This window comes from Nitrospirillum amazonense, from assembly GCF_029594735.1.
Classification (GTDB): Bacteria; Pseudomonadota; Alphaproteobacteria; order Azospirillales; family Azospirillaceae; genus Nitrospirillum; species Nitrospirillum amazonense.
Genome location: NZ_JARPAF010000002.1, coordinates 972,261 through 994,545, shown reverse-complemented (window position 1 = coordinate 994,545; position 22,285 = coordinate 972,261). Strand labels below are relative to the sequence as shown.

Genomic DNA, 22,285 nt, shown 5'->3' with positions numbered 1-22,285 from the left:
GCAAAAGCCGCTCACCGCCGGCCGAACAGCCTCTCGATGTCCGCCAGCTTCAGCTCAACATAGGTGGGGCGGCCGTGGTTGCATTGGCCGCTGTGGGGCGTGGCCTCCATCTCGCGCAGCAGGGCGTCCATCTCCCCCACCGTCAGCACGCGGCCGGCGCGGACGGAGCCGTGGCAGGCCATGGAGGAACACACCTCCTCCAGCCTTTCCTTCAGCGCGTGCTGGTCACCCAGTTCCGCCAGCTCATCGGCGATGTCGGTGACCAGGGCCTTGATGTCGGCCTTGGCCCCCAGCAAGGCCGGAATCTCGCGCACCACCACGGCGCCGGTGCCGAAGGATTCCAGGCACAGGCCCAGTTCCGCCAGCTCGTCCGAGCGTTCGGCCAGGCGGGCGGCCGCGGCCTCCTCCAGCTCCACCACCTCGGGGATCAGCAGCATCTGCCGCTTCACGCCCTGGGCCACCATGGACTGCTTGATGCGCTCATAGACCAGGCGCTCATGCGCCGCGTGCTGATCGACGATGACCATGCCGTCGCGGGTCTGCGAGACGATATAGGTCTGGTGCACCTGGGCACGGGCGATACCCAGGGGAAAGTCGGGCACGTCGTCGGCATCGGTCTGTGCCAGGGCCGCCACCGCCGTGGCCAAGCCGGGGCTAAGAGGGCCGGGACTGATGGCGCCGGGGACCGCGTCGGCGTAAGCCGGCGCCTCCGCCAGGACCGACGACGGATAAGCGGGCGCTGCCGGCGCTGGGCCCTCCCACGCGGTGACAGGCGCCTGGAAGGCGCGCGCGGCCTCGACCTGCCCGGCTGTGGGCCGGGTGATGCCGGGCCAGCTACCGCCACCGCCGGAATGGGGTTGCGGCTGCCACTGGAAGGCGGTCTGGGGGATGGGCTTGGCGCCGTCGGCGCGGAAGCTGGCCAATGCTGCCTGGCCCACGGTGGTGGAGGCGCGGTGGCCGGCGCCGGCGAGCGCATGCTTCAGCGCCCCCACGATCAGGCCGCGCACCAGACCCTGGTCGCGGAAGCGCACCTCCGTCTTGGCCGGGTGGACGTTGACGTCCACATCCTCGCACGGGATGTCCAGGAACAGGGCCAGCAGGGGATGGCGGTCGCGGGCCAGGAAGTCGGCATAGGCGCCGCGCACGGCGCCCAGCAGCAGCTTGTCGCGCACCGGCCGGCCGTTCACGAACAGGTACTGGCCGGCGGCGGTGTTCTTATTCAGGGTGGGCAGGCCGATGTGGCCGTACAGCCGCACGCCCTCGCGCCGCGCGTCGATGGGCAGGGCGTTCTCCTGGAATTCCCGCCCCATGATGGCGCCCAGGCGGGCCAGCAGCGGATCCTCACCGTTGAGCGTAGCGGTTTGGGCCGGCAGGCGCAGGGGTGTGCGCCCCTCGTCCGCCACGGTGAAGGCGACGTCGGGATGGGCCATGGCCAGGCGCTGCACCACGTCGACGGCGTGGTCCGTCTCCGTCCGCGTGGTCTTCAGGAACTTCAGCCGCGCCGGGGTGGCGTAGAACAGGTCCCGCACCTCGATGCGGGTGCCCACCGGGTGGGCCGCCGGCACCGGCCGGCCCTTGGCCCCACCCTCCACCGTCAGGGCCCAGGCGCTGTCGCTGCCCGGCTGGCGGCTGGTGATGGTCAGGCGGCTGACGGCGCCGATGGAGGGCAGCGCCTCCCCCCGGAAGCCCAGGGTATGGATGTTTAGCAGGTCGTCGCCCGGCAGCTTGGAGGTGGCGTGGCGTTCCACCGCCAGCGACAGTTCCTCGGCCGTCATGCCGCCGCCGTCGTCCACCACCTGGATCAGGGCCTTGCCGCCATCGCGCAGGGTGACGTCGATGCGGCGGGCGCCGGCGTCCAGCGCGTTCTCCACCAGCTCCTTCACGGCGGCGGCAGGACGCTCCACCACCTCGCCGGCGGCGATGCGGTTGACCAGGGTTTCAGGAAGCAGGCGGATAGGCATGATGGTGGCATTGTAGCGGGGGGCCGGGCCGGCGGGCAATGCGCGCGGTCACTTGCTCCGTCCCTCAATCGCCGGTGCGCTCACTCATCCGCCACATAGCGCACGTGCCAGGTGCGGGGCAGGCCGCGGGCGCCGGTGAAGTCCACGGCCCGCATCTGTTCCTCCTGCACCAGGGCACCGCTGAGGTTGGCGCCGCGCAAGTCCGCCTCGCGGAGGTCGGCGCCCCGCAAGTCGGCGTGGCTGAGGTCGGCCTGGGCCAGGCGGATGCGGCGCAGGCGGGCGCCGCCGAGGTCGGCGTTGCGCAGGATGGCACCGGTCAGGTTGGTGCGCACATGCCGCTCGGCATCGATCTGCAGGTAATCCAAGGTGGCGTGGCGCAGGTTGGCGGCGTTGAAGTTGGCGCCCTGGAAGCTGCCGCCGCGCAAGTCCGCCTCCGCCAGGATGGCGGTGCGGAAGTCGGCGTTGTCGAACTGGCCCACCTGCATCTGGATACCGGTGAGGTCCATGCCGTAAAATACGGCGCCGCGACCCACGCCCCGGGTCAGCATGGCCCGCGACAGGATGCCGGACCCGCGCAGGTCGACGCCGCTGAGGTCCAGGGCCATGCCCTCCTTGGCCGCTGTGCACACCCAGGTGGCGTGCAGGTTCAGCAGCTCGGCCATGGAGCGGCCCAGCTCCGCCGCCGGGCGGCCCTGCGGCTTTTCCGTCAGCACGCCGGTCATGTCGGCGCCGCCCAGCTCCGTCAGGTTCATGACGGTGCCGATCAGCACCGCACCGCGCAGGCTGGCGCCGCGCACGTCGGCGCCCGACAGATCCGCCCCCTCCAGATTGGTCCCGTCCAGCTTGGCGTGGCGCAGGTTGGCGCGCACCAGCTTGGCATTGCGCATGATGGCGTCGGTGAAGTCGGTATGCATGGCGACCGAGCCCGACAGCTTGGCATTGGTCAGGTTGGACCCGCGCAGATTGGCCTCGGCCAGGTCGGCATTGGTGGGGTCCACGCTCATGATCTGCAGGCTGCCGTCGCGGGCGCGGGCGGCCAGGGTGCCGTCGCGCAGGTCGGCGTCGAACAGGTCCGCACCCGACAGGTCGGCCCCGCGCAGGCAGGCGCCGCGCAGATCGGCCTTCACCAGCCGCGCGTTGCGCAGGTTGGCGCCGCGCAGGTCGGTGACGAACAGCGTGGCGCATTCCAGCAAGGCACCGCTGAGGTCGACATCGCGCAGGATGGCGTGGGTGAAGTCGGCATGGCTGAGGTCGCGGCCGGCCATGGTGAGGCCCGACAGGTCCATGCGGGCCAGCACGGCACGGGCCCCACCCACCTTGGCGTTACGGAACATGGCGTGGCGCTTCAGCACCAGGTCCAGCTGTTCCTGGGTCAGGCGCACCGCCCCCGGTCGGTCGGAGGCGGTTCCACCAAGGCCACGCGTGCCGCTTTCCATGTCATCAACCTTGCCGGCGGACGATACCAGGGAGTCTGGATACGCCGCCGTTCCTCGGCAAGCTTACGCCTGTAGGAAAAAAGTGGTTACGGGAAAGCCCGGACGCCCCCGGGCACCTCCAGGGGGACGTCCGGCCTTCCCTTCCCGCACGGCGGTCAGCGCAGACCCTCGCGCACCACGCGGATGAGACCGGCAGTGGAGCAGTCATGGCCCCGGCGGGCGCCCCCCTCCAGCTCCGGCAGGATGGCCTTGGCCAGCTGCTTGCCCAGCTCCACCCCCCACTGGTCGAAGGAGTTCAGGTTCCACAGGATGCCCTGCACGAAGATCTTGTGCTCATAAAGGGCGATCAGCATGCCCAGGGTGTGCGGATCCAGCTTCTGGAACAGCAGGCTGTTGGTTGGGCGGTTGCCCGTGAACACCTTGTGCGGCACCAGGGCTTCCAGCTCCTCGCCATCCAGGCCCTGGCCGGCCAGCTCGGCCCGCGCCTCATCCTCGGTCTTGCCCAGCAGCAGGGCCTCGGTCTGGGCCAGGAAGTTGGCCAGCAGCAGGGTGTGATGGCGGCCCACCGGGTTCTGCGTCTCGACGGGTGCCAGGAAATCCGCCGGGATCAGCGGCGTGCCCTGGTGGATCAGCTGGTAGAAGGCGTGCTGGCCATTGGTGCCGGGCTCGCCGAACAGCGCCGGGCCGGTGGCATAGTCCACCGGCCGGCCGTCGCGGTCCACACCCTTGCCGTTGCTTTCCATGTCGGCCTGTTGCAGATAGGCCGGCAGGCGGGCCAGGTACTGGTCATAGGGCAGCACGGCGTAGGACTGGGCGTCCCAGAAGTTCACGTACCACAGGCCGATCAGACCCATCAGCACGGGCATGTTGGCGGCCAGGGGCGCGGTGCGGAAATGCTCGTCCATCGCGTGGGCGCCGGCCAGCAGCTCGGCAAAGCGGCCGGGGCCGACCATGAGCATGATGGGCAGGCCGATGGCCGACCACAGGCTGTAGCGGCCGCCCACCCAGTCCCAGAAGCCGAACATGTTGTCGGTATCGATGCCGAAGGCCGCCACCTCCTTGGCGTTGGTCGACACGGCCACGAAGTGCTTGGCCACCGCCTCCGCCGGCGCCCCTTGGGCCAACAGCCAGTCGCGCGCCGTGTGGGCGTTGGCCAGCGTCTCCTGCGTGGTGAAGGTCTTGGAGGCGATGATGAACAGCGTCGTCTCCGCGTCTACCTTCTTCAGCACCTCTGCGATGTGGGTGCCGTCGACGTTGGAGACGAAATGGGCCTGCAGATGCGGGTGGTGGTACGGGGTCAGCGCCTGGGTCACCATGACGGGGCCCAGGTCGGACCCGCCGATGCCGATGTTGACGATGTCGGTGATGGGCTGGCCGGTCCAGCCGCGCCATTCCCCGTCCCGCACGGCGGTGGCGAAGGCGCCCATGCGGTCCAGCACGGCGTGCACGTCCGGCACCACGTTATGGCCGTCGACCAGCACGGTGGCGCCCTTGGGCTGGCGCAGGGCCGTGTGCAGCACGGCGCGGCCTTCCGTCAGGTTGATGGGCGATCCTGCAAACATACGGTCGCGCCAGCCTTCCAGGTCGCGGGCGCGGGCAAAGCCCAGCAGCAGGGGCAGGGTCTCGTCGGTCAGCCGGTTCTTGGAATAGTCCAGCAGCAGGGTGCCCAGCTTCAGGGAGTATTTGTCGAACCGCTCCGGATCGGCGGCGAACAGGTCGCGCATGTGCACGCCATCCAGCGCCTGGCGATGCCGGGCCAGCGCCTGCCAGGCGGGTGTCTCAACCAGAGGCGTGTCCACGGGGGTCGCGTCCTGGGTGGGGGTCTGCGTGGCGGACATCGTTCTCTCCTGACCTGTGGCCAGGGGCGACCGGATCCCATTATCCCGCCCCTGGAAAGCCCCAGGGGTGTAACACGGCTGAGGATGGTTAAGCAGCGTTTCGGATGGGGATTTCGTCCATTTGACGCGAATTTGTCTTCGTTTTTGACGTCTGGCGCGGCGGGCCCGGCCGGACCGCATGGGGCCACTTGGCGCGCGGCGGCCGCCCGGACCGGTTCCATCGCCCGCTACGTCCTTGATCGCCACAGCGGCGCGGTGACAATGGGGACAATGCCGCAACCATAGACGAGTCCGGTCCCATGTCCCGTTCCCGCCGCATCGCCCTCGCCCTGCCCCTGTCGCTCGCGGCATTCGCTGCCGCGGGCGCCGCCTCAGGCACCGCCTGGGCGGGGGAGCGCAGCTGGGCCTTGGAGGGGCAGGCACTGCGGATAACCACGCCCTGCGCCCGCACTGTGGACATCACCGCGTCGTCCAGCGCGCGCGATGTGCGCATCCAGGCCACGGCGGATGATCCCAATGAACTGGACCAGCTGACGGCCAGTGGTGGCCAGACGGCCCAGTTGGGCATCAGCGGCCGCCGCTGCTACCGCGAGAGGGACGATTGGAAGCGCTGGCAGCCGACGCTGCGCATCGCCATCACCGTGCCGGCCGGCGTGCCCCTGGAGGTGCAGGAGGGTGGATCGACCGATTACCAGGCCAGCGGCGGCTTCGGCGCCCTGGCGCTGACGATCGACGGTTCCGGCAATTTCAAGGCCGACCGGGTGGCCGGCGGCGCCCAGGTCCGCATCCACGGGTCGGGCGACACCCAGCTGGACCGTCTGGAGGGCGCGCTGAAGGTGCGGGTCGCCGGATCGGGCAACGTCGGCATCATCCAGATGACAGGCCCGTCCATCGATCTGGACAGCAGCGGCAGCGGCACCATCACCATCGGTGGGGGCAGCGGCGGCAGCACCCAGGCCAAGCTCAGCGGGTCGGGCAACGTCACCCTGCCGGCCGTGCAGGACCTGCGTCTGACCATCGACGGGTCGGGTGACCTGGTGGTGGCCAAGGCCCAAGGGGCGCTGTCGGCCCACCTGGGCGGCTCGGGCGCGTTGACCATCCACGCGGTGTCGGCCACCACCGCCCAGCTGAAGCAGTCGGGCAACGGCGACATCACCATCGATGGCGGGGAGATCGGTACCCTGTCGTCCGCCATCAGCGGCAGCGGCGACCAGATGCTGCGCGTCAAGGTCACCGACGCCACCCTCTCGCTGAGCGGCAGCGGCGACGTGAAGATCGACCAGGTGACCGGCCGGCTGGACCAGTCGCACAGCGGCAGCGGCAGCGTCCACGTGGGCGGACGCTGATCAGGGCGGACGCTGACCCGCTGGGCCCCTTCCTACCGCGCCTGACGACGGGCGGGACGCACCATGGTCCGGGACCGGGGCAGGCGCACCGGTTCCGCCTTGGCGGCCGGTTCATCCTCATCCACGTCGAACAGGCTGTCCTTGGCCCCCACCGCCGCTATCTCGGGAGCCGGCACGGGCGCCCGCAGGGCGTTGGGCATGACGGTCAGGGGCAGGCCGATGGCGCTGCCCAGGGCCTCCGCCATCTCCTTGGGCAGAGGACCGCCCGCCATGGTCTTGGCCGCCAGGGAGGGAGTGACGCCCTGGGGCAGGATGGCGTCGTCACTGAGGGCGCGGTATTCCCGCACCAGTTCCTGCAGCGTGGCCCATACGGAACGGATTTCCCCCTCGAGCACCTCGCGGCGGCGGTGCAGGGCGGCAGGATCCGCCTTGATGGCGGCAAGGATTGCCGCGATGGGAATGCCGTCGATGTGATCGGGCGCGGGGGCGGCGCGGGAACCGCCACGGCGCCGGTCTAGGCCGTTGGGCACCGGGTTGTCCTGCAAAGCCACAGGCGCGGGGCTTTCCGAAGCGGCGCGGCCCGTGAGGGCGGCGGCCGGGAAGAAGCGTGCCTTGAAATCCTCGAACGTGAACGTCATCGGAAACCCCCAGCTGCCAAGATCGCGGACGGGGATACCTCAGCAACTCCTATGCCAAAGGTTAGCCGGCGAACCGTTGCTCAACGCAGCGGGCCGGTGGCCCCGCCGACCACCACCGTGGCCATGGCATCGGGACGCAACAGCCGCGCCGCCACTCGCCGGATATCGGCCAGTGTCACCCGGCGCAGCAGCGCGTCGCGATGGTCGAGGAAGCCGGCGGGGTAGCCATCGCGGCGAATATCCAGCAAAAGCGCGGCGATGGCGCGGTCGTTGGTGAATTGCAAGGGAAAGGAGCCGGTCAAATAGGTCTGGGCGTCGCGCAGTTCCCGCGCGGTCACCCCGTGGGCGGCCACCTCCGCCAGGGTGTGGCGCACCAGACCCAAGGCCTGCCCCACCGTGGCGTTGGCGGTGGAGCCGGTGACGATGAACAAGTCGGCACGGGCGTAGGATTGCAAATTGCATTGCACATCGTAAGACAACCCCCGCCGAGTCCGCACCGCCTCCGCCAGACGCGATTCCAGACCCTCTCCGCCCAGGATATGGCTCAGGAGCAGGGCGGCGGGCCAGTCGGGGTCGCCGGGGGGAATGCCCGCGCCCGCCTGCACAAACAGGCTCTGCGGCCCCGGCCAGGGCACGGCGACCGGCCGCAGGTCAGCAGAGGGAAGCGCGTTGGGGAGCGCGTCAGGATAGGCGGCGGGCGCGGGCTCGGCCGGCAGGGCGCCGAAGATCCAATCCACCGCCGCCGCCAGCTCCGCCGGGTCGATGTCGCCCGCCGCCGTCACCAGCAGGCCATTGCGCGCCAGACGCCGGGCGGCGAAGCCCCGCAAGTCGCCGATGGTGATGGCGGCCAGCGTGTCGGTCGTGCCGCGCAGGGGGCGGCCATAGGGGTGGTCCGGGAACAGCTGGCGGGCCAGGGCGTGATAGGCGACCGTAACGGGATCCGCCTCCTCCCGCCGCACCGCCACCTGCAACTGCCCCCGGATGCGCGCGACCGCGTCGGCGTCGAAGCGCGGCGCGGTCAGGGCCAGCCGGGCCAGGGTGAACGCCTCCTGGCGATTCTCCCGCAGGGTCAGCAGCGCGCCGGAGAACCAGTCGCGGCTGGCGTTGAAGGCCAGGCCGACGGAGTGGTCGGCCAAGCGATCCTGGAAGGCGGCGGAGTCCAGCTCGGCCGCCCCCTCGTCCAGCAAGCCCGCCGCCATGGCGGCCAGACCCAGCCGATCGATGGGATCGGTGGCGGCCCCGCCGCGAAAGGACCAGTCCAGCGCGATGATGGGGTTCTTGGCATCGCGCACCAGCCAGACCTCGATGCCGCCGGGGCTGACCACGCGCTCCACCAAAGAGGCCTTGGCCGTGGATGCCTTGGCCACCGCGGCGGCCCGCGCCGGCTGGCCGAGCACCACCAGCGCCAACAACAGCGCCCACTGGAACGCCCACTGGAACGCCCACTGGAACGCCCATGGGGCCTTCATCGGACGGCCCCCCGCGCCATGCCTTGCGCTGCCGCCACATCCTCCAATTCCTCCTCCGGCGTCGGCGCGTCGGGGTCGGGCAGCAGCAGGGCGGTGACGGAACCCTGGCCGCCCAGCACATCGCGCAGGACGCGGTCCACATCCTCCACCGTCACAGCGGCGATGCGGTCAGGCCAGGCCTCGACATCGGCCACGCTTTGCCCCGTGGTCAGCGCCACGCCGAATTCCGAGGCGGGACCCTGCAGGCTGTCGCGGGCGTAGATGGCGCCGACCTGCAGGCGCCGGATGGCGGCCGCCACCTCCGCCGCGCTTACCCCGTCATGCAGCAGGCGGGCCAGCTCGGCGTTCAGGCCGGCCTCGGCGTCCGCCACCGCCACGTCCGGCCCCGGCACAACGCCCAGGCTGAACTGCCCCGGCCCCAGCGCATCGGCCAGGTAATCGACGCTGACCCCGGCCGCCAGGCCCTGGCGCACCACCAGCGCCTGGTAGAGGCGGCCGGTTGCGCCACCGCCCAGGATGGTCTGCAACACCTCCAGCGCGTAGACCTGCGCCGGCTCGGCGGCCCAGCCGTGAGAGGGCGCCACCCACACCCGGCTCAGGGATGGCTGGCGCACCTGGGCATCTTTCAGTTCGATGCGACGATCCTGATCGCTGGCCAACGCCGCCCCCCGTGCCACCACCCGGTCGGGCACCGGGCGGGCGGGGATGCGGCCGAAGGTGGCCTCCGCCAGGGGGCGCAGGGTCCCGGCGCTGATGTCGCCCGCCACCACCAGCACGGCGTTGTTGGGGGCGTACCAAGCCAGGTAATAGGCCCGGGCGTCGGCGGGGGCCAGGGCCGCCAGCTCCGCCGGCCGGCCCACCACCGGCCGGGCATAGGGATAGGCCTGGAACAGGGCCGCCTGCACCTGTTCCCGCAGGCGGGCGGCGGGGCTGGCCTCCGTCCGCTGCCGCCGCTCGTTCAGCACCACCGCCAGTTCCGGCGCCGCCGTTTCCGGCCGGATGCGCAGGTTGGCCATGCGGTCGGCCTCCAACCGCAGGGTCAGGGGCAGCTGGTCGCGGGCGATGGTCTGGAAATAGACCGTCTGGTCCTGGTTGGTGTAGGCGTTTTCAACCCCGCCGTGCGCCGCGACCTCGCGGGAAAAGGCGCCGGAGGGGACGGTTGCCGTGCCCCGGAACATCAGGTGCTCCAGGTAATGCGCGACACCGGACTTGCCTGCCGGCTCATCCGCGGCACCGGCCTTATAAAACAGCATCTGAGTGACGACCGGGGCGCGGTGGTTGGGCACCACCACCACCTGCAGGCCATTGGCCAGCGTGAAGGTCTCGGGATCGAAGACCCGGGCCGAGGCCGCCGCCGGCACCATGAGGGCAAGCGCCAGGGCCGCGAACCGCACCCCCCAGAAAGGCCGCCAAAAGACGCCCAAGCCCCCGCCACTCCCGCTACATGCCGCCCCGTATCCCAAAGGAATAACATGGGTACGGCGGGGCCCCAAGGGAAGCTGGCCGTTGGGATGGGCGCGCGCCGGCATCGCCTTGCCACCCCGCGCTCACGCCCATGATAAAAGGCCCGGGCGGGAGGGCATCCCGTCCGGGCCTTTGAATCCTGGTCCCTTAGCGGGAACCGGCCGAGCTGCTGTCGCGCTGCACGGTCGGGCCGTTCGCTGCCGGCTTGTCATCGCCCTTCCAGAACATCAGGCCGTCCAGGAAGCCGCGGTCGCCGACCACGGTGCCCGGCCATTCCTTGTCGATGATCCTGCGGATCTGGGGATCGGCCTGATCGCCGCCGGCCTTGGCCACCAGGGCGGCCTCGCCCTTGCTTTGGTTCGCGGTGGCGGAAGCCACGGCCGTCGCCTCGGTGGTGGCGGCGCCGAACACGGTGCTGGTGGCCCGCGTCTCCTTCACGATTTCCTGCGGGCGCGGGCTGCCCGGCTGCGGCGGACGCAGGTTGAAATCGGGCGGCACCTCCAGCGGCGCGCGCGCCAGCACCCGAAACTCGTCCGGAGTCGGCCGCGACCCGCCGAACAGGTAGTCCAGGCTGTCACACCCCGTCAGGGCTGCCAAACCGGCCGCCGCGAGCATCAGCCGCGCGCTAAACACCTTAGAATTCTCGCCCATATCCTCGTCCGTCGAATGTAGGCCCCGAACCTCGGGACCCCCGTGAACCTGACCCAAAAACGGAACCAACCCCATCGCCGGGCGCCGCCCCCCACGGCGGCGTCCCCAATGACGGCGACACCCTACCGCGTCGCGGGCTTGACGAACAGCCCATCCACGACCAGCACCAGCATGCCGACGACGATGCCGCTATCGGCAACGTTGAATGCCGGCCAATGCCACGCCGCGATGTGGAAGTCCAGAAAATCAACGACGGCGCCCAGGCGCAGCCGGTCGATCACGTTCCCCAAAGCCCCGCCGATCACCATGCCGGCGCATACCGCCTCGATCAGGCGGGCCGCGCGGCGCATCCACACCGCCATGGCGGCGGTGATGACCAGGGCTAACACGATCAACAGGGCCGTGCCCGTCGCGCCGCCCTGATTAAACAGGCCGAAGCTGACGCCGTGGTTCCACACCAGCACCAGGTTGAAGAAGGGCAGCAGGGTCACGCCGTCGCCAGCCTCGGCGAAGCGGCCCAGGATGGCGGCCTTGCTGGCCTGGTCGGCGGCCAGGATCACGGCCACCGCCAGCAGGCCCGGAACGCCGAACCGCCCCAACACGCGGGTCAGCATGCTCATGCGTGGTGGCCCCCCGCTGGACCAACCGCGTCGTCGCAGCGATGGCACAGCTGCTCCACGCCCTCAGCCGCAGCCGGCACCTCCGGCAGGATGCGCCAGCAGCGCTCGCACTTCTCGCCTTCAGCCGGGCCGAAGACCACGCCCACGCCGGCCACGTCGGCCAGGGTGAAGGCGCCCTCGGGCGCCACCCCCACCATCACGGTGATGCCGGAGGTGATGCTGATCTCCGCCAGGTCCAGGCCGGCCAGGGCCGCGTGGTGGGCCTCCTGCACGTACACCGTGGGGTGCGCCTGCAGGGAAGAGCCGATGGTCTTGTCGGCGCGCTTCAGTTCCAGGGCGCCCGTGACCGCGCGGCGCACATCGCGCACGACGGTCCAGCGGGCGGCCAGGGCATCGTCGCGCCAATCTGCCGGTATCTCGGGGAACTGGCGCAGGTGCACGCTTTCCGGCCAGGCGGCGCGGCGGGCGTCGTCGCCCTCCGCCAGGAAGGCCAGCCAGGCCTCTTCCGCCGTGAAGCACAGGATGGGGGCCAGCCAAGCGGTCAGCGCCACGAACAGCCGTTCCAGCACCGTGCGCACGGCGCGGCGGCGGGCACTGGCCGGCGCGTCGCAGTACAGGCTGTCCTTACGGACGTCGAAGTAGAAGGCCGACAGGTCCACCGCGCAGAAATTATGCAGCTCGGTGATCAGGCGGTGCAGATCGTATTCCTTGGTGGACTGGCGCACGATGGCGTCCATCTCCGCCAGGCGGTGCAGCACCCAGCGCTCCAGATCCGGCATGGCGGCCGGTTCCACCCGCTCCGCCTCCGTGAAATCGGCCAGGGCGCCCAGCAGGTAGCGCAGGGTATTGCGCAAGCGCCGGTAGAGATCGGCGTTGCTCTTCAGGATCTCCTTGCCGACCTTCAGGTCCTCCGAATAGTCGGAGCCCACGACCCACAGGCGCAGGATGTCGGCGCCGTATTCTTCCATCACCTGCTGCGGCGCCACCACGTTGCCAAGGGACTTGGACATCTTGCGGCCCTGCTCATCGAGCGCGAAGCCGTGGGTCAGCACCGCCTTGAAGGGCGCGCGGCCCCGGGTGCCGCAGCTTTCCAGCAGCGAGGAATGGAACCAGCCGCGATGCTGGTCGGACCCTTCCAGGTAGAGGTCGGCGGGCGAGGACAGGTCGTTGCGCCGCTCCAGCACGAAGGCGTGGGTGGAGCCCGATTCGAACCAGACGTCGACGATGTCGAACACCTGGTCGTAGTCGGCCGGATCATAATCCGGACCCAGGAAGTCGGCGGCGGGCCGGTTGTACCAGGCGTCCGCCCCCTCGGTCTCGAAGAAGCTGGCGATGCGGTTCAGCACGCCCTCGTCCTTCAGGGGCTGGCCGTCCGCCTTGGACAGGAACAGGGCGATGGGCACGCCCCAGGCACGCTGGCGGCTGATGCACCAGTCGGGGCGGCTTTCCACCATGGCGTGGATGCGGTTGCGTCCCTGCGGCGGCACCCACTGCGTCTCGTCGATGGCCGCCAGCGCCCGCGCCCGCAGGTCGTTAGTGTCCATGGAGATGAACCACTGCGGCGTGGTGCGGAAGATCAGCGGCGCCTTGGAGCGCCAGCTGTGCGGGTAGCTGTGCTTCAGGTTGCCCTTGGCCAGCAGCGCCCCTTGCGCGATCAGGGCGCTGATGGACTTGCCGTTGGCGTCGCCCGGCTTGCCTTCCGGCGTATAGACGCGGGCACCGGCGAACAGCGGCACATGGGCATAGTAGCTGCCGTCCGCGTCCACGGTCTGCGGCACCTCCAGCCCGAACTTGCGGCCCAGGTCGAAGTCTTCGGCACCATGGCCGGGCGCGGTGTGGACGAAACCGGTGCCGGCATCGGACGTGACATGGTCGCCCGGCAGCAGCGGCACGGCGTAGTCGTAGCCGCCATTGGCCTCCGGATGGCCCCGGAAGGGATGGGCCAGGATGGCGCCATTGAGGTCGGCGGCGGTGACGTCCGCCCCCTTCTCGAAGGTCGCCTTGGCCGATGCCGCGACACCCTCGGCCAGGGCCTGGGCCAGGATGAGCTTCTCACCCACCTTGGCCAACGAGCCTTCTTGGGCATCGGTGACGGTGTAGACGGCGTAGGGGATCTCCTCGCCATAGGCCACGGCACGGTTGCCCGGCATGGTCCAGGGGGTGGTGGTCCAAATGACGACCGCGGCACCGTTCAGCACCGGCGTCGGCGCCGTCACCACGGGGAAGCGCACCCAGATCATGGGCGAAGTCACGTCCTGGTATTCGACCTCCGCCTCGGCCAGGGCGGTCTTTTCCACCACCGACCACATGACGGGCTTGGCGCCCTTGTACAGGCCGCCGTTCAGCAGGAACTTATGGATCTCGCGCACGATGGCGGATTCGGCGTCGAACGCCATGGTCAGGTAGGGGTTCTGCCAGTCGCCTTCCACGCCCAGGCGGCGGAACTCGGCGGCCTGGATGCCCACCCACTCGGCGGCGAAGTTGCGGCACTCGGCACGGAACTGCAGGACGGGCACCTCGTCCTTGTCCTTGCCGGCCTTGCGGTACTTCTCCTCGATCTTCCATTCGATGGGCAGGCCGTGGCAGTCCCAGCCGGGGACGTAGACGGCGTTGCGACCCTGCATCTGCTGGCTGCGGATGACCACATCCTTCAGGATCTTGTTGACCGCGTGGCCGATGTGGATGTTGCCGTTGGCGTAAGGCGGGCCGTCATGCAGCACGAAGGGCGCGCGCTCCGCCCCATCCTGGCGCAGCTTGCCGTAAAGGTCGATGGCCGCCCAGTGGGCCAGCAGCTCCGGCTCCTTCTTCGGCAGGCCGCCGCGCATGGGGAAATCGGTGCGCGGCAGGAAAACGGTGTCTTTAAGATCGCGGGTCATGGCGGGTCAGGAAATCCGGTGTTCGGATGGCGGCCTTGCCCTTGTCCGGAGGCGGATGCGGGCGCCCCGGGGGTAAGGCCGGCGGGATAGTCGGCGGTGGTGGTACGCGGATGAGCGCGCCCTGGTCCCGGCCCCCCTCAGGAGACCGGGTCGATAATTCGCAGGTCCATGACCCTGATCTGGCGCGTTGGCAACATGGGGGCGGATGTTAGCAGCCGGCCCCCGTGGGTCAAGGGAGATGGGACGAGACCGGGGGATGTCAAGACGGTGACCAGGTTCACGCTTTGAGGTTCACGCTTTGGGCAGGGTCGCCAGGCGCGCGCGCGCCTCATCGGCGTCCCGGGCGATCTGGTCCCTCAGTGCCTGGAAGTTCTCGAACTTCATCTCGGGCCGGATGAAGTCCAGCAACTGCACGCGGACATGGCGGCCGTAGAGATCACCGTCGAAGTCGAACAGGTGGGCTTCCAGCCGCTCCACGGTGCCGCCCACCGTGGGCCGGCGGCCCAGGTTGGCCACACCGTCGTGCCAGACGGTGCCCGCCCCCTCGTCCACGCCGGCGCGCACGGCGTAAACGCCGAAATGGGGGCGAAGGTAATCGTGGATTTCGATGTTGGCGGTGGGGAAGCCGATGGTGCGGCCCCGCTTGTCGCCATGCTCCACCCGGCCCTCGATCTCGAAGGGGTGGCCCAGGATGGCGGCCGCTTCTTGCGGCCGGCCCTCCTGCAGGTGACGGCGGACGGCGGTGGAGGAATAGGGCTCGCCCGCGCCGTTGGCCACCGGCCGCGCCTCGGTCACGCCGAAGCCGTGGCGGGCGCCCAGGGCGCGCAGCAGCGCCATGTCGCCGCTCCGGTTGTGACCGAACAGGAAGTCGTAGCCAGCCACCACATGGCGCACGCCTAAACCCTGGACCAGCACCGTCTCCACGAACTCCTCCGCCGTCATGCCCGCCAGGGCGGCGTCGAAGTGCAGCACCACCATGGCGTCCATGCCCAAGGCCTCGATCAGGTGGGTCTTGATGCGCAGGGGCGTCAGGCGGAAGGGCGGATCGTTTGGGCGGAAGAAGCCGCGCGGGTGCGGCTCGAACGTCACCACGGCCGCCGGGCGGCCCAGATCGTCGGCCAGCGCGCGGGCCTGGCCGATGACGGCGCGGTGGCCCTGATGCACGCCATCGAAATTGCCCAGGGCCACGACGGCCCCACGCAACTCGGCGGGCGCATCCTCATAGTGGCGCAGTAACTTCATGACCGGCGGCTTTCCGTCGACTTGAGGTGGGCCGTGAACAGGCGGGGGATCCGACGTGTCCGGATATAGGCGCTAACGCCCCGCGGTGCAAAGCCCTTCCCGCGCATGCGCCCCGTCCTCAGGCCGCATGCGCGGGTTCAGAATGAAATCGCAGCCGGGCGTTCAGGGCGGCGCTGGCGAACAGCAGGACGGCGGTGACGATGAACACGGCGCGCATGCCAACGTGGCCGCCGATGAACCCGCCCAGCAGCGGCCCCGCCACCTGCCCCGCGAACTGGGCGGAGGTGGAATAGCCCAGGATGGCGCCGGCCACCCGGTCGGGCACGGCATGGCGGATCAGGGTGGTGATGGCCGGCAGCAGGCCGGCCAGGGTCAGGCCCATGAGGAAGCGCAAGGCCACCAATTGCCAGGTATGGGTGACGAAGGCCTGCGGAATCATCAGCAGGCCGGTAGCAGCCAGGCAGGCGATGACCACGGTGCGCGGCCCCAGCCGATCGGTCAGCCGGCCCACACGGGGTGCCGCCAGCATGCTGGCCAGGGCGCCGCCCGCCATCACCAGGCCGGACAGGAAGGCGATGTCGCTGCCCGGGGCGGCGATCTGGCCGACATAGACGGTGATGATGGGTTCGATCGACATGTTGGCCACCATCAGCATGCAGGCGGTCAGCAGCATGGCGTAGACCGGCCGCCGGTCGGGAATCTGGCGCCAGGGGCTGCCGGTTAGGTGGGGATCGGCGGCCCTGGCCCGCGGTTCCTCCCGGATCAGGGTGGCGGTGGCGATGAAGGTCAGGAAGATGACGCCGGCGGCGGCGAAAAAGGTCTGGCGCAAGCCGATGAGGCCGGGCAGCGCCCCACCGATCAGCGGCCCGGCCAGGCTGCCGGCCAGCATGCCGGTGGACAGGATACCCAGCGCCCAACCGGAGCGGGCCTTAGGCGTCTGGGTCGCCACCAGCACGATGGAGCCGGAGGCGTAACCACCCAGCAGGCCCGCCAGCAGGCGCAGGGCCACCAGCTGATAGACATCCTGGAGCAGGCCGGTCAGGGCGATGGCCACCGTCATGCTCAAGCTGGCACGGATCAGGATGAGCTTGCGGCCATAGCGGTCGGCGAACTTGCCCCACAGGGGGGCGGTGGCGCCCGCGCCAAAGAAGGTGGCGCCATAGGCGATGCCCGACCACTGCACGATGGCGGCATGCCCCGCCACCCCCAGATGCTCCACGTACAGCGGCAGGAAGGGCAGGATCAGGCTGAGGCCCGCGATGGTGGTGAAGGACCCGAATAGGCAGACGTAGAGGTTCCGCCGCCAATGCAGGGATTCCATGATGGCCATCCTTAAAAACAACAGTTCACCCTGAAAACTGGCGCGGCCGAGGTCAGAGGTCCAATATATGGCACAGGCGAAGGTGATCGCTTTTAGCAATGGCGCTGCCAGGAACCGAGGCCAGGAACATGGAACTGCGCCACATCCGCTATTTCCTGGCGGTGGCCGAGGAAGGCAACTTCACCCGCGCGGCGGCCCGACTGGGCATCGGCCAGCCGCCGTTGAGCCAGCAGATCAAGGACCTGGAGCGCGAGGTGGGCGCGAGGCTGTTCCACCGCGTGCCCCATGGCGCTGAACTGACGGAGGCCGGCCGCGCCTTCCTGGATCGCGTGCGCCCTTTCCCCGCCTTGGCGCAGCAGGCGCTGGATGGCGCGCGGCGGGCGGCGCGGGGGGAGCTGGGCAGCCTGCGGGCGGGCTTCACCTCCTCCTCCGCCTTCAACCCGGCGGTGGCCGGCGCTATCCGGTCCTTCCGCCGGGCCTACCCCGAGGTGGATTTGGGCTTGGTCGAATCGAATTCCATTCCCTTGCTGGCGGCGCTGGAAGGGGGTGAGGTCGACATCATCTTCCTGCGCACCGATCCGCCCCCGGGCGGCCCGGTGCAGACCCGCCTGCTGGCGGTGGAGCCCATGGTGGCCGTCCTGCCCGCCGGCCATCCGGCGGCGGGCGCCCCTGTGCTGGACCTGGGGCGGCTGAGGGACGACCCCTTCATCCTGTTCCCCAAGGGCGCCGGCCCCAGCATGTTCGAGACTACCCTGGCCGCCTGCCACGCCGCGGGGTTCGAGCCGCGGCTGTACCAGACGGCGCCGCAGATGAGTTCCATCGTCAACCTGGTGGCCGCCGAATTGGGCGTGTCCATCATGCCGGCGTCGATGTCCCAGGTGCGGGTGGCGGGCGTGGTCTTCCTGCCCCTGGCCCCGTTGCCAGGCATTCCCCAGCCGACGGCCCGGCTGGCGCTGGCCTGGCGGCGGGGTGATACGCGTGTACTGGTCCGTAACTTCATCAACCACGCGGGCCCCGCCGTGGCCGAACCCAAGGGCATGGATGAAACTTTTCCACCCGCCCTGTGAGCACGCGCATAGCAGGAAGCGCCACTTGGCTAATAATCTGACAAAATGTGCAAATATGGATCGGCGACTTGATCGCGGCCCCGAATCGCGCCGACAATGCGGACAATAACGCCGAGAACTATGCGGGCCGGAACCGTCGCTGTCATGGACAACGCAGTCGAAACAACCCCTGGCGAAACATCCGCCGGCGCCGAGCCGGCGGGCTGGATCTATCCATCGGGCGGCGCCGGATGGGCCTGCCTGTATCTGGACCGTCCGGACGGCGCGCGGTTGCGCCTGGGCTGCTGGCAAAGTGGAAAGAGCGAGGGCCGCCGCGGCACTTGCCTGCTGGTCAACGGCCGCAGCGAATTCCTGGAAAAGTATGCGGAGCAGGCGGCGGAGTGGGCCGCCAGGGGCTGGCGGGTCGTGTCCTTCGACTGGCGCGGCCAGGGCCTGTCCACCCGGCCGCTGCCCAACCGCCAGCTGGGGCACATCGACGACTTCTCCACATACCTGGAGGATCTGGAGGCCATCATGGCCGCCCTGTGCCCGCCCACCGGGCCGGTCGTCGCCTTCGCCCATAGCATGGGCGGCCATCTGATGCTGCGTCATGTGCTGGACTGCGACACGGCGATGGAGGTACCGCGGCTGAAGGCCCTGATCCTGTCAGCCGCCATGGTGCAGATCAACACCGCCCCGCTGCCCGGCCGCGTCGCCGCCCTGATCGCCAATCTGGCCTGCCGCCAAGGCAAGGCTGAGGCCTATGCCCCCGGCCAGCGCGATTTCGACCCCGACGCGCAACGGTTCGAGGGCAACCCCCTGACCAGCGATCCGCGCCGCTTCAAGGTGGCGCTGGACGCCTGCCGCCAGCAGCAGGACCTTTGCCTGGGCGGCGTGACCTATGGCTGGCTGGCGGCCGCCTACCGCTCCACCGACTATCTCGCCCACGCCACCATGTCGGGCCTGGATCTGCCCATCCAGATCCTGGCGGCCGGGGCCGACCGGATCGTCAGTTCCCCAGCCTTGCGCGCCCTGGCCCGCCGCCTGCCCGACGCCCGCTTTCACAACTATCCCGGCGCCCGGCATGAACTGATGATGGAGAACGACGCCATCCGCCGCGCCGTGTGGGAAGATGTGGACCACTTCCTGGAGGAAACGGGGTTGTAGTTAGCCCTGGTCCGGCGGCATCAGCATCAAGGGCTGCAGCGCCGGGGCCAGGACACGGAGCAGCTGGGCCGGCAGGGCGCTGGTGAAGTGGTAGTTGGCGGCCTGGGGCCCATGGACATGGGCGGTGATGACGCCGAAGAAGCGGTCGCCGGCGTAAAAGACGAACGTGGCGGTGCGGTTCACCACCCGTGATTCCAGCAGCACCCCGCCGGGCCCGAAGCGGTCGAAGCGCTGGTCGCCCGTGCCAGTCTTGCCGCCCAGGGGCAGCGGATTGCCGTCGGCGTCATGGAAGGCGCCCTTGGCGCGCTGGGCCGTGCCGTTCTGCACCACGTCCAGCAGGTGGGCCTTCACCACCTCAACCAGGTCATGGGACAGAACGCGCTCCCCCTTCATCTGGTCATCCAGGCCCACCACCGTCTCATAGGGCGTTCCGGCGGCGAAATGCAGGCGGGTGACGCGGGCGGTGGGCAGGCGGACGCCGTCATTGACGATGATGCCCATCAGGTCGGCCAGCGCCCCCGGCCGGTCGCCCGAACTGCCGATGGAGGTGGCGTAGGACGGCACCAGCGCCTCGAAGGGATAGCCCAGGCGCTTCCAATCGGCATGGATGCGGGCGAAGGCCTCCTCCTCCAGCACGATGCCGATGCGCGTGTCCTGGGCATGCTTGTAGCGGGTGGAGAATAGCCACTGATAGCTTTCCTGGCGCGAGGTGCTGCTTTCCTTCAGCATCTGACGCTTGGGCGCCTTGGGGCTGTCCTGAAGATAGGCCACCAGCCACAGCTCCAGCGGATGGACGCCCGCCATGTAGCCGCGGTCGTTCAGGCTCCACTTTTCCGGATCGGCCTTCTCGAACAGGGCAGCCACGGTGGCCGGCTTCAGCGGCTGGGGCTTGGCACCGGGTCGGGTGTCATTTTCCACCGCGCCATGGGCGGCCAGGAAGCGGGCCAGATCCTCCGGCGTCGAATTCGGACGGACGGAGCGGTAGATGACGGCCAGCCGCTCCTCGCGCGTGCCGGCCTTGGCCGCCAGCTTCTCCAGCGCCTTGTCGGGGCTGAGGCCGCCATACTCGTCCCAGAAATGGTTCAGGAACGTGCTGCCTTCCCGGTCCGCGAACTGGGCCAGATAGGTCTGGCGGGCCGGATGGTGCGGGTCGTCCAGGACGTCGTCCTTCCGCGCCGGCCCCTCGGCGATATAATGGTTCACCACGTCGCGCATCAGGCGGATGAACACCAGGTTCACCGAGCGGCGCAACGCCTCCGACACCGTCAGGATGCGGTGGTCGTCCGACTTTTCGAAATTGTTGAAGCTATGCAGGCCACCACCGGTGAAGAAGCGCTCGCCCGTGCCGGCGGAATAGGTGCGCTCCATGGCCGCGTTCAGCATGGCCGGCAGGCCCTGGTCCCCCGTCTGCGCCAACGTGTCGGTCACCCAGCGCGTCAGGTTGTCGTCCGCCGCCGCCGAAATATCGCGCAGGGAGGCAGCGTCGCGCTGGTGATAGTCGCGGTACAGCTTTTCGATGATCTCAAGATAAGAGATCAAGGTGCGCAGCTTGGCGGTGGACCCCAAATCCAGCCGCGCCCCCTCGTTCAGATCCAGCGGCTGGTCCAGGGTGTCGACCTGCACCCGCACCAGGTTGGCGTGGGGAGCCCGTTCATACAGCGTGACGGAATAGACCACCTTGGCCGGATCGGCGCCGGTCAGCAGCCGGTCGCCGGTCAGGCCCAGTTCCGCCGTCGCCGCCGGATCCGCCAGGCGCTTCAGCACCCCGGTCACCCGCTCCTGCGCCGCCTGGTCCAGCGTCGTCTCGGTGGTCAGGTCCAGCCGATCCAACTGGTACAGCGTATGGGCGCCCAGCATGGTGGTCAGGCGGTTACGGATGGCGTTGACCGCCTTCTGCTCCACATACGACACGTCGGGCGGGTCCGGCGTTTCCTCGCGGAAGCGCAGTTTGAAGTTCTGCGCCGCGTCGGCCAGCGCCGGCGGGATGACGCCTGCCTTCTCCAGCACCCGCAGATGCTCGTTGCACAGGGCGTCCAGCGCCGTGCGGTTGGTGGTGAGGTAGAAGGATGGCCGCCGCTGGGCCAGCAGCAGGCTCAGCACCTGTTTGTAGACCACCGCCTGGGTCGCCAAATCCTCTTCCGTTTGGGGCGTCGCCCGCAGGATCTGGTTGGCGGCGGCGAAGTCGGTGCCGTACCAGGCCCACAGGCCGTCGCCCAGGCCGTTGATCTCGCCAATGCCGGGCCGCGCGGACAGGGGTGTGGAATTCAGATAGTCCACCAGGATGCGGTAGCGGGTCTGCGTGGTGTCGGCACCGTCCATATAGGCGCGCATGCTGGCCGACGCCATCTGGCGCAGCTTCTCCACCCCGTCCGCCGTCTGCCCGCCGGCGGAATGGCGGTACTTCTCCGTCTGGGTCGCCAGCGTGCTGCCGCCGATGCGCTGGGCACCCGGGTTGACGACCTGCAGGGGGATCTGCAGCAAGGCCAGGCCGAATCGGTCCCAATCCACCGCCGGGTTGCGGTAGGGATGGGCCGGGTCCAGCAGCTGGCGATTCTCGATGAACAGCAAGGTGTTGGCCACCAGGGGCGGGACGGAGGCGTAGCTGGTGAACACCCGCTCCGGATAGCTGGCGCCGTAGAGCAGCGTGCCGCCCCGGTCCAGCACCTGCAGCCCGGCCGAGGTCTTCTCCGCATAGGGCGGATAGAAGCTGAGGTCCAGGTAATCCAGTAGCGTGGGCGACATGCGTGCCTGGGCGGTGACGCGATAGGGCCCAGCCGTCAGCCGCTCCAGGAAGCTCGGCATCTGGGTATAGCCCAGCCGCTCGTCATACGGCCCCGCCGTGGGATAGCGCACGGCCGTGGTGGGGCCGGGGTAGACGGAATAGCGCAGGTCACGCCCGACCCGGGCCAGCAGCACGGATTCGAAGCCCGACGTCTCCGTTTCCAGCCAGGCGGCGCCGCCGATGCAGCCCATAATGACCAGGCTGGTGGTCCAGCCCAGGACGCGCACCCACACCGGCGTGCCCCGCCGGCGGACTTTTGGCGGCTTGGGCGCGGCGTCAGCCCTGCCCGCCCCGGGCGCCAGGCGGGAGACGGGCGGACGCAGGGCGGCCAAGGTGTCGGCCCGCCCACTAACACCCGTCAACGGTCCCCCGCCCAAGCTGTTGTCGGTGCTGGTCGTCATCGCCCGCGTATGCGGTCCCCCCTCAGC

15 protein-coding genes are annotated in these 22,285 nt (G+C 69.6%); 3 read left to right on the top strand and 12 right to left on the bottom strand.

What is annotated here, in order from left to right; all coding sequences use genetic code 11:
• Positions 1-11 precede the first annotated feature (11 nt).
• The 3 genes from mutL to pgi all read right to left on the bottom strand — a co-directional run bounded on the left by mutL (position 12) and on the right by pgi (position 5,235).
• Positions 12-1,961 carry a DNA mismatch repair endonuclease MutL gene (gene mutL / locus P5F91_RS10660; RefSeq protein WP_277907172.1) on the bottom strand — a complete coding sequence of 650 codons (1,950 nt, stop codon included), beginning with the start codon at positions 1,959-1,961 and terminating at the stop codon, positions 12-14.
• An 80-nt stretch (positions 1,962-2,041) separates the two neighbouring features.
• Positions 2,042-3,397, bottom strand: coding sequence for a pentapeptide repeat-containing protein (locus tag P5F91_RS10655; RefSeq protein WP_145613268.1), 1,356 nt, complete (start codon positions 3,395-3,397; stop codon positions 2,042-2,044).
• A gap of 155 nt (positions 3,398-3,552) precedes the next feature.
• Positions 3,553-5,235 (bottom strand): glucose-6-phosphate isomerase, encoded by a 1,683-nt coding sequence (pgi, locus tag P5F91_RS10650; protein WP_277907171.1) that lies wholly within the window; start codon positions 5,233-5,235, stop codon positions 3,553-3,555.
• Between the two features lie 299 nt (positions 5,236-5,534).
• Here pgi and P5F91_RS10645 point away from each other — a divergent pair, with 299 nt between their 5' ends.
• On the top strand, positions 5,535-6,581 hold the full coding sequence (locus P5F91_RS10645; protein ID WP_277907170.1) for a GIN domain-containing protein: 1,047 nt from the start codon (positions 5,535-5,537) through the stop codon (positions 6,579-6,581).
• Positions 6,582-6,613: 32 nt separating this feature from the next.
• Here P5F91_RS10645 and P5F91_RS10640 read toward each other — a convergent pair whose 3' ends face one another.
• The 8 genes from P5F91_RS10640 to P5F91_RS10605 form a co-directional block, all read right to left on the bottom strand.
• Complete coding sequence (locus tag P5F91_RS10640) at positions 6,614-7,219, bottom strand: hypothetical protein (RefSeq protein WP_277907169.1); 606 nt, start codon at positions 7,217-7,219, stop codon at positions 6,614-6,616.
• Positions 7,220-7,299: 80 nt separating this feature from the next.
• Positions 7,300-8,688 (bottom strand): M16 family metallopeptidase, encoded by a 1,389-nt coding sequence (locus tag P5F91_RS10635; RefSeq protein ID WP_145613271.1) that lies wholly within the window; start codon positions 8,686-8,688, stop codon positions 7,300-7,302.
• Entirely contained in the window at positions 8,685-10,112 is a 1,428-nt protein-coding gene (locus tag P5F91_RS10630; RefSeq protein WP_246134583.1) for a M16 family metallopeptidase, read from the bottom strand. Before P5F91_RS10630 ends, P5F91_RS10635 begins: the two co-directional genes overlap by 4 nt.
• Positions 10,113-10,299: 187 nt before the next feature.
• Positions 10,300-10,803 carry a DUF3035 domain-containing protein gene (locus tag P5F91_RS10625; protein ID WP_186291244.1) on the bottom strand — a complete coding sequence of 168 codons (504 nt, stop codon included), beginning with the start codon at positions 10,801-10,803 and terminating at the stop codon, positions 10,300-10,302.
• Between the two features lie 122 nt (positions 10,804-10,925).
• Entirely contained in the window at positions 10,926-11,423 is a 498-nt protein-coding gene (lspA, locus tag P5F91_RS10620; protein ID WP_145613273.1) for a signal peptidase II, read from the bottom strand.
• Positions 11,420-14,299, bottom strand: a complete 2,880-nt coding sequence (ileS, locus tag P5F91_RS10615) for an isoleucine--tRNA ligase (protein WP_145613274.1) — start codon at positions 14,297-14,299, stop codon at positions 11,420-11,422. Before ileS ends, lspA begins: the two co-directional genes overlap by 4 nt.
• 291 nt (positions 14,300-14,590) lie before the next feature.
• Positions 14,591-15,541, bottom strand: coding sequence for a bifunctional riboflavin kinase/FAD synthetase (locus tag P5F91_RS10610; RefSeq protein WP_145613275.1), 951 nt, complete (start codon positions 15,539-15,541; stop codon positions 14,591-14,593).
• A gap of 118 nt (positions 15,542-15,659) precedes the next feature.
• Positions 15,660-16,862 (bottom strand): MFS transporter, encoded by a 1,203-nt coding sequence (locus tag P5F91_RS10605; RefSeq protein WP_211107174.1) that lies wholly within the window; start codon positions 16,860-16,862, stop codon positions 15,660-15,662.
• Positions 16,863-16,990: 128 nt separating this feature from the next.
• Between P5F91_RS10605 and P5F91_RS10600 the strand changes: the two genes are divergently transcribed.
• Positions 16,991-17,929 (top strand): LysR family transcriptional regulator, encoded by a 939-nt coding sequence (locus P5F91_RS10600; RefSeq protein ID WP_277907168.1) that lies wholly within the window; start codon positions 16,991-16,993, stop codon positions 17,927-17,929.
• Between the two features lie 144 nt (positions 17,930-18,073).
• Positions 18,074-19,075: an alpha/beta fold hydrolase gene (locus tag P5F91_RS10595; RefSeq protein WP_186454964.1), complete on the top strand. Its 1,002-nt coding sequence runs from the start codon at positions 18,074-18,076 to the stop codon at positions 19,073-19,075.
• Here the strand turns inward: P5F91_RS10595 and P5F91_RS10590 are convergent, their stop codons facing one another.
• A complete protein-coding gene (locus P5F91_RS10590; protein ID WP_277907167.1) occupies positions 19,076-22,258 on the bottom strand; it encodes a transglycosylase domain-containing protein in 3,183 nt (1,060 codons plus the stop codon).
• Positions 22,259-22,285 lie beyond the last annotated feature (27 nt).

Excerpts from the sequence above, each read along its gene's own strand:
- mutL (WP_277907172.1), bottom strand. The coding sequence starts at position 1,961 with ATGCCTATCCGCCTGCTTCCTGAAACCCTGGTCAACCGCATCGCCGCC.
- P5F91_RS10655 (WP_145613268.1), bottom strand. The coding sequence starts at position 3,397 with ATGGAAAGCGGCACGCGTGGCCTTGGTGGAACCGCCTCCGACCGACCG.
- pgi (WP_277907171.1), bottom strand. The coding sequence starts at position 5,235 with ATGTCCGCCACGCAGACCCCCACCCAGGACGCGACCCCCGTGGACACG.
- P5F91_RS10645 (WP_277907170.1), top strand. The coding sequence starts at position 5,535 with ATGTCCCGTTCCCGCCGCATCGCCCTCGCCCTGCCCCTGTCGCTCGCG.
- P5F91_RS10640 (WP_277907169.1), bottom strand. The coding sequence starts at position 7,219 with ATGACGTTCACGTTCGAGGATTTCAAGGCACGCTTCTTCCCGGCCGCC.
- P5F91_RS10635 (WP_145613271.1), bottom strand. The coding sequence starts at position 8,688 with ATGAAGGCCCCATGGGCGTTCCAGTGGGCGTTCCAGTGGGCGTTCCAG.
- P5F91_RS10625 (WP_186291244.1), bottom strand. The coding sequence starts at position 10,803 with ATGGGCGAGAATTCTAAGGTGTTTAGCGCGCGGCTGATGCTCGCGGCG.
- lspA (WP_145613273.1), bottom strand. The coding sequence starts at position 11,423 with ATGAGCATGCTGACCCGCGTGTTGGGGCGGTTCGGCGTTCCGGGCCTG.
- ileS (WP_145613274.1), bottom strand. The coding sequence starts at position 14,299 with ATGACCCGCGATCTTAAAGACACCGTTTTCCTGCCGCGCACCGATTTC.
- P5F91_RS10610 (WP_145613275.1), bottom strand. The coding sequence starts at position 15,541 with ATGAAGTTACTGCGCCACTATGAGGATGCGCCCGCCGAGTTGCGTGGG.
- P5F91_RS10605 (WP_211107174.1), bottom strand. The coding sequence starts at position 16,862 with ATGGAATCCCTGCATTGGCGGCGGAACCTCTACGTCTGCCTATTCGGG.
- P5F91_RS10600 (WP_277907168.1), top strand. The coding sequence starts at position 16,991 with ATGGAACTGCGCCACATCCGCTATTTCCTGGCGGTGGCCGAGGAAGGC.
- P5F91_RS10595 (WP_186454964.1), top strand. The coding sequence starts at position 18,074 with ATGGACAACGCAGTCGAAACAACCCCTGGCGAAACATCCGCCGGCGCC.
- P5F91_RS10590 (WP_277907167.1), bottom strand. The coding sequence starts at position 22,258 with ATGACGACCAGCACCGACAACAGCTTGGGCGGGGGACCGTTGACGGGT.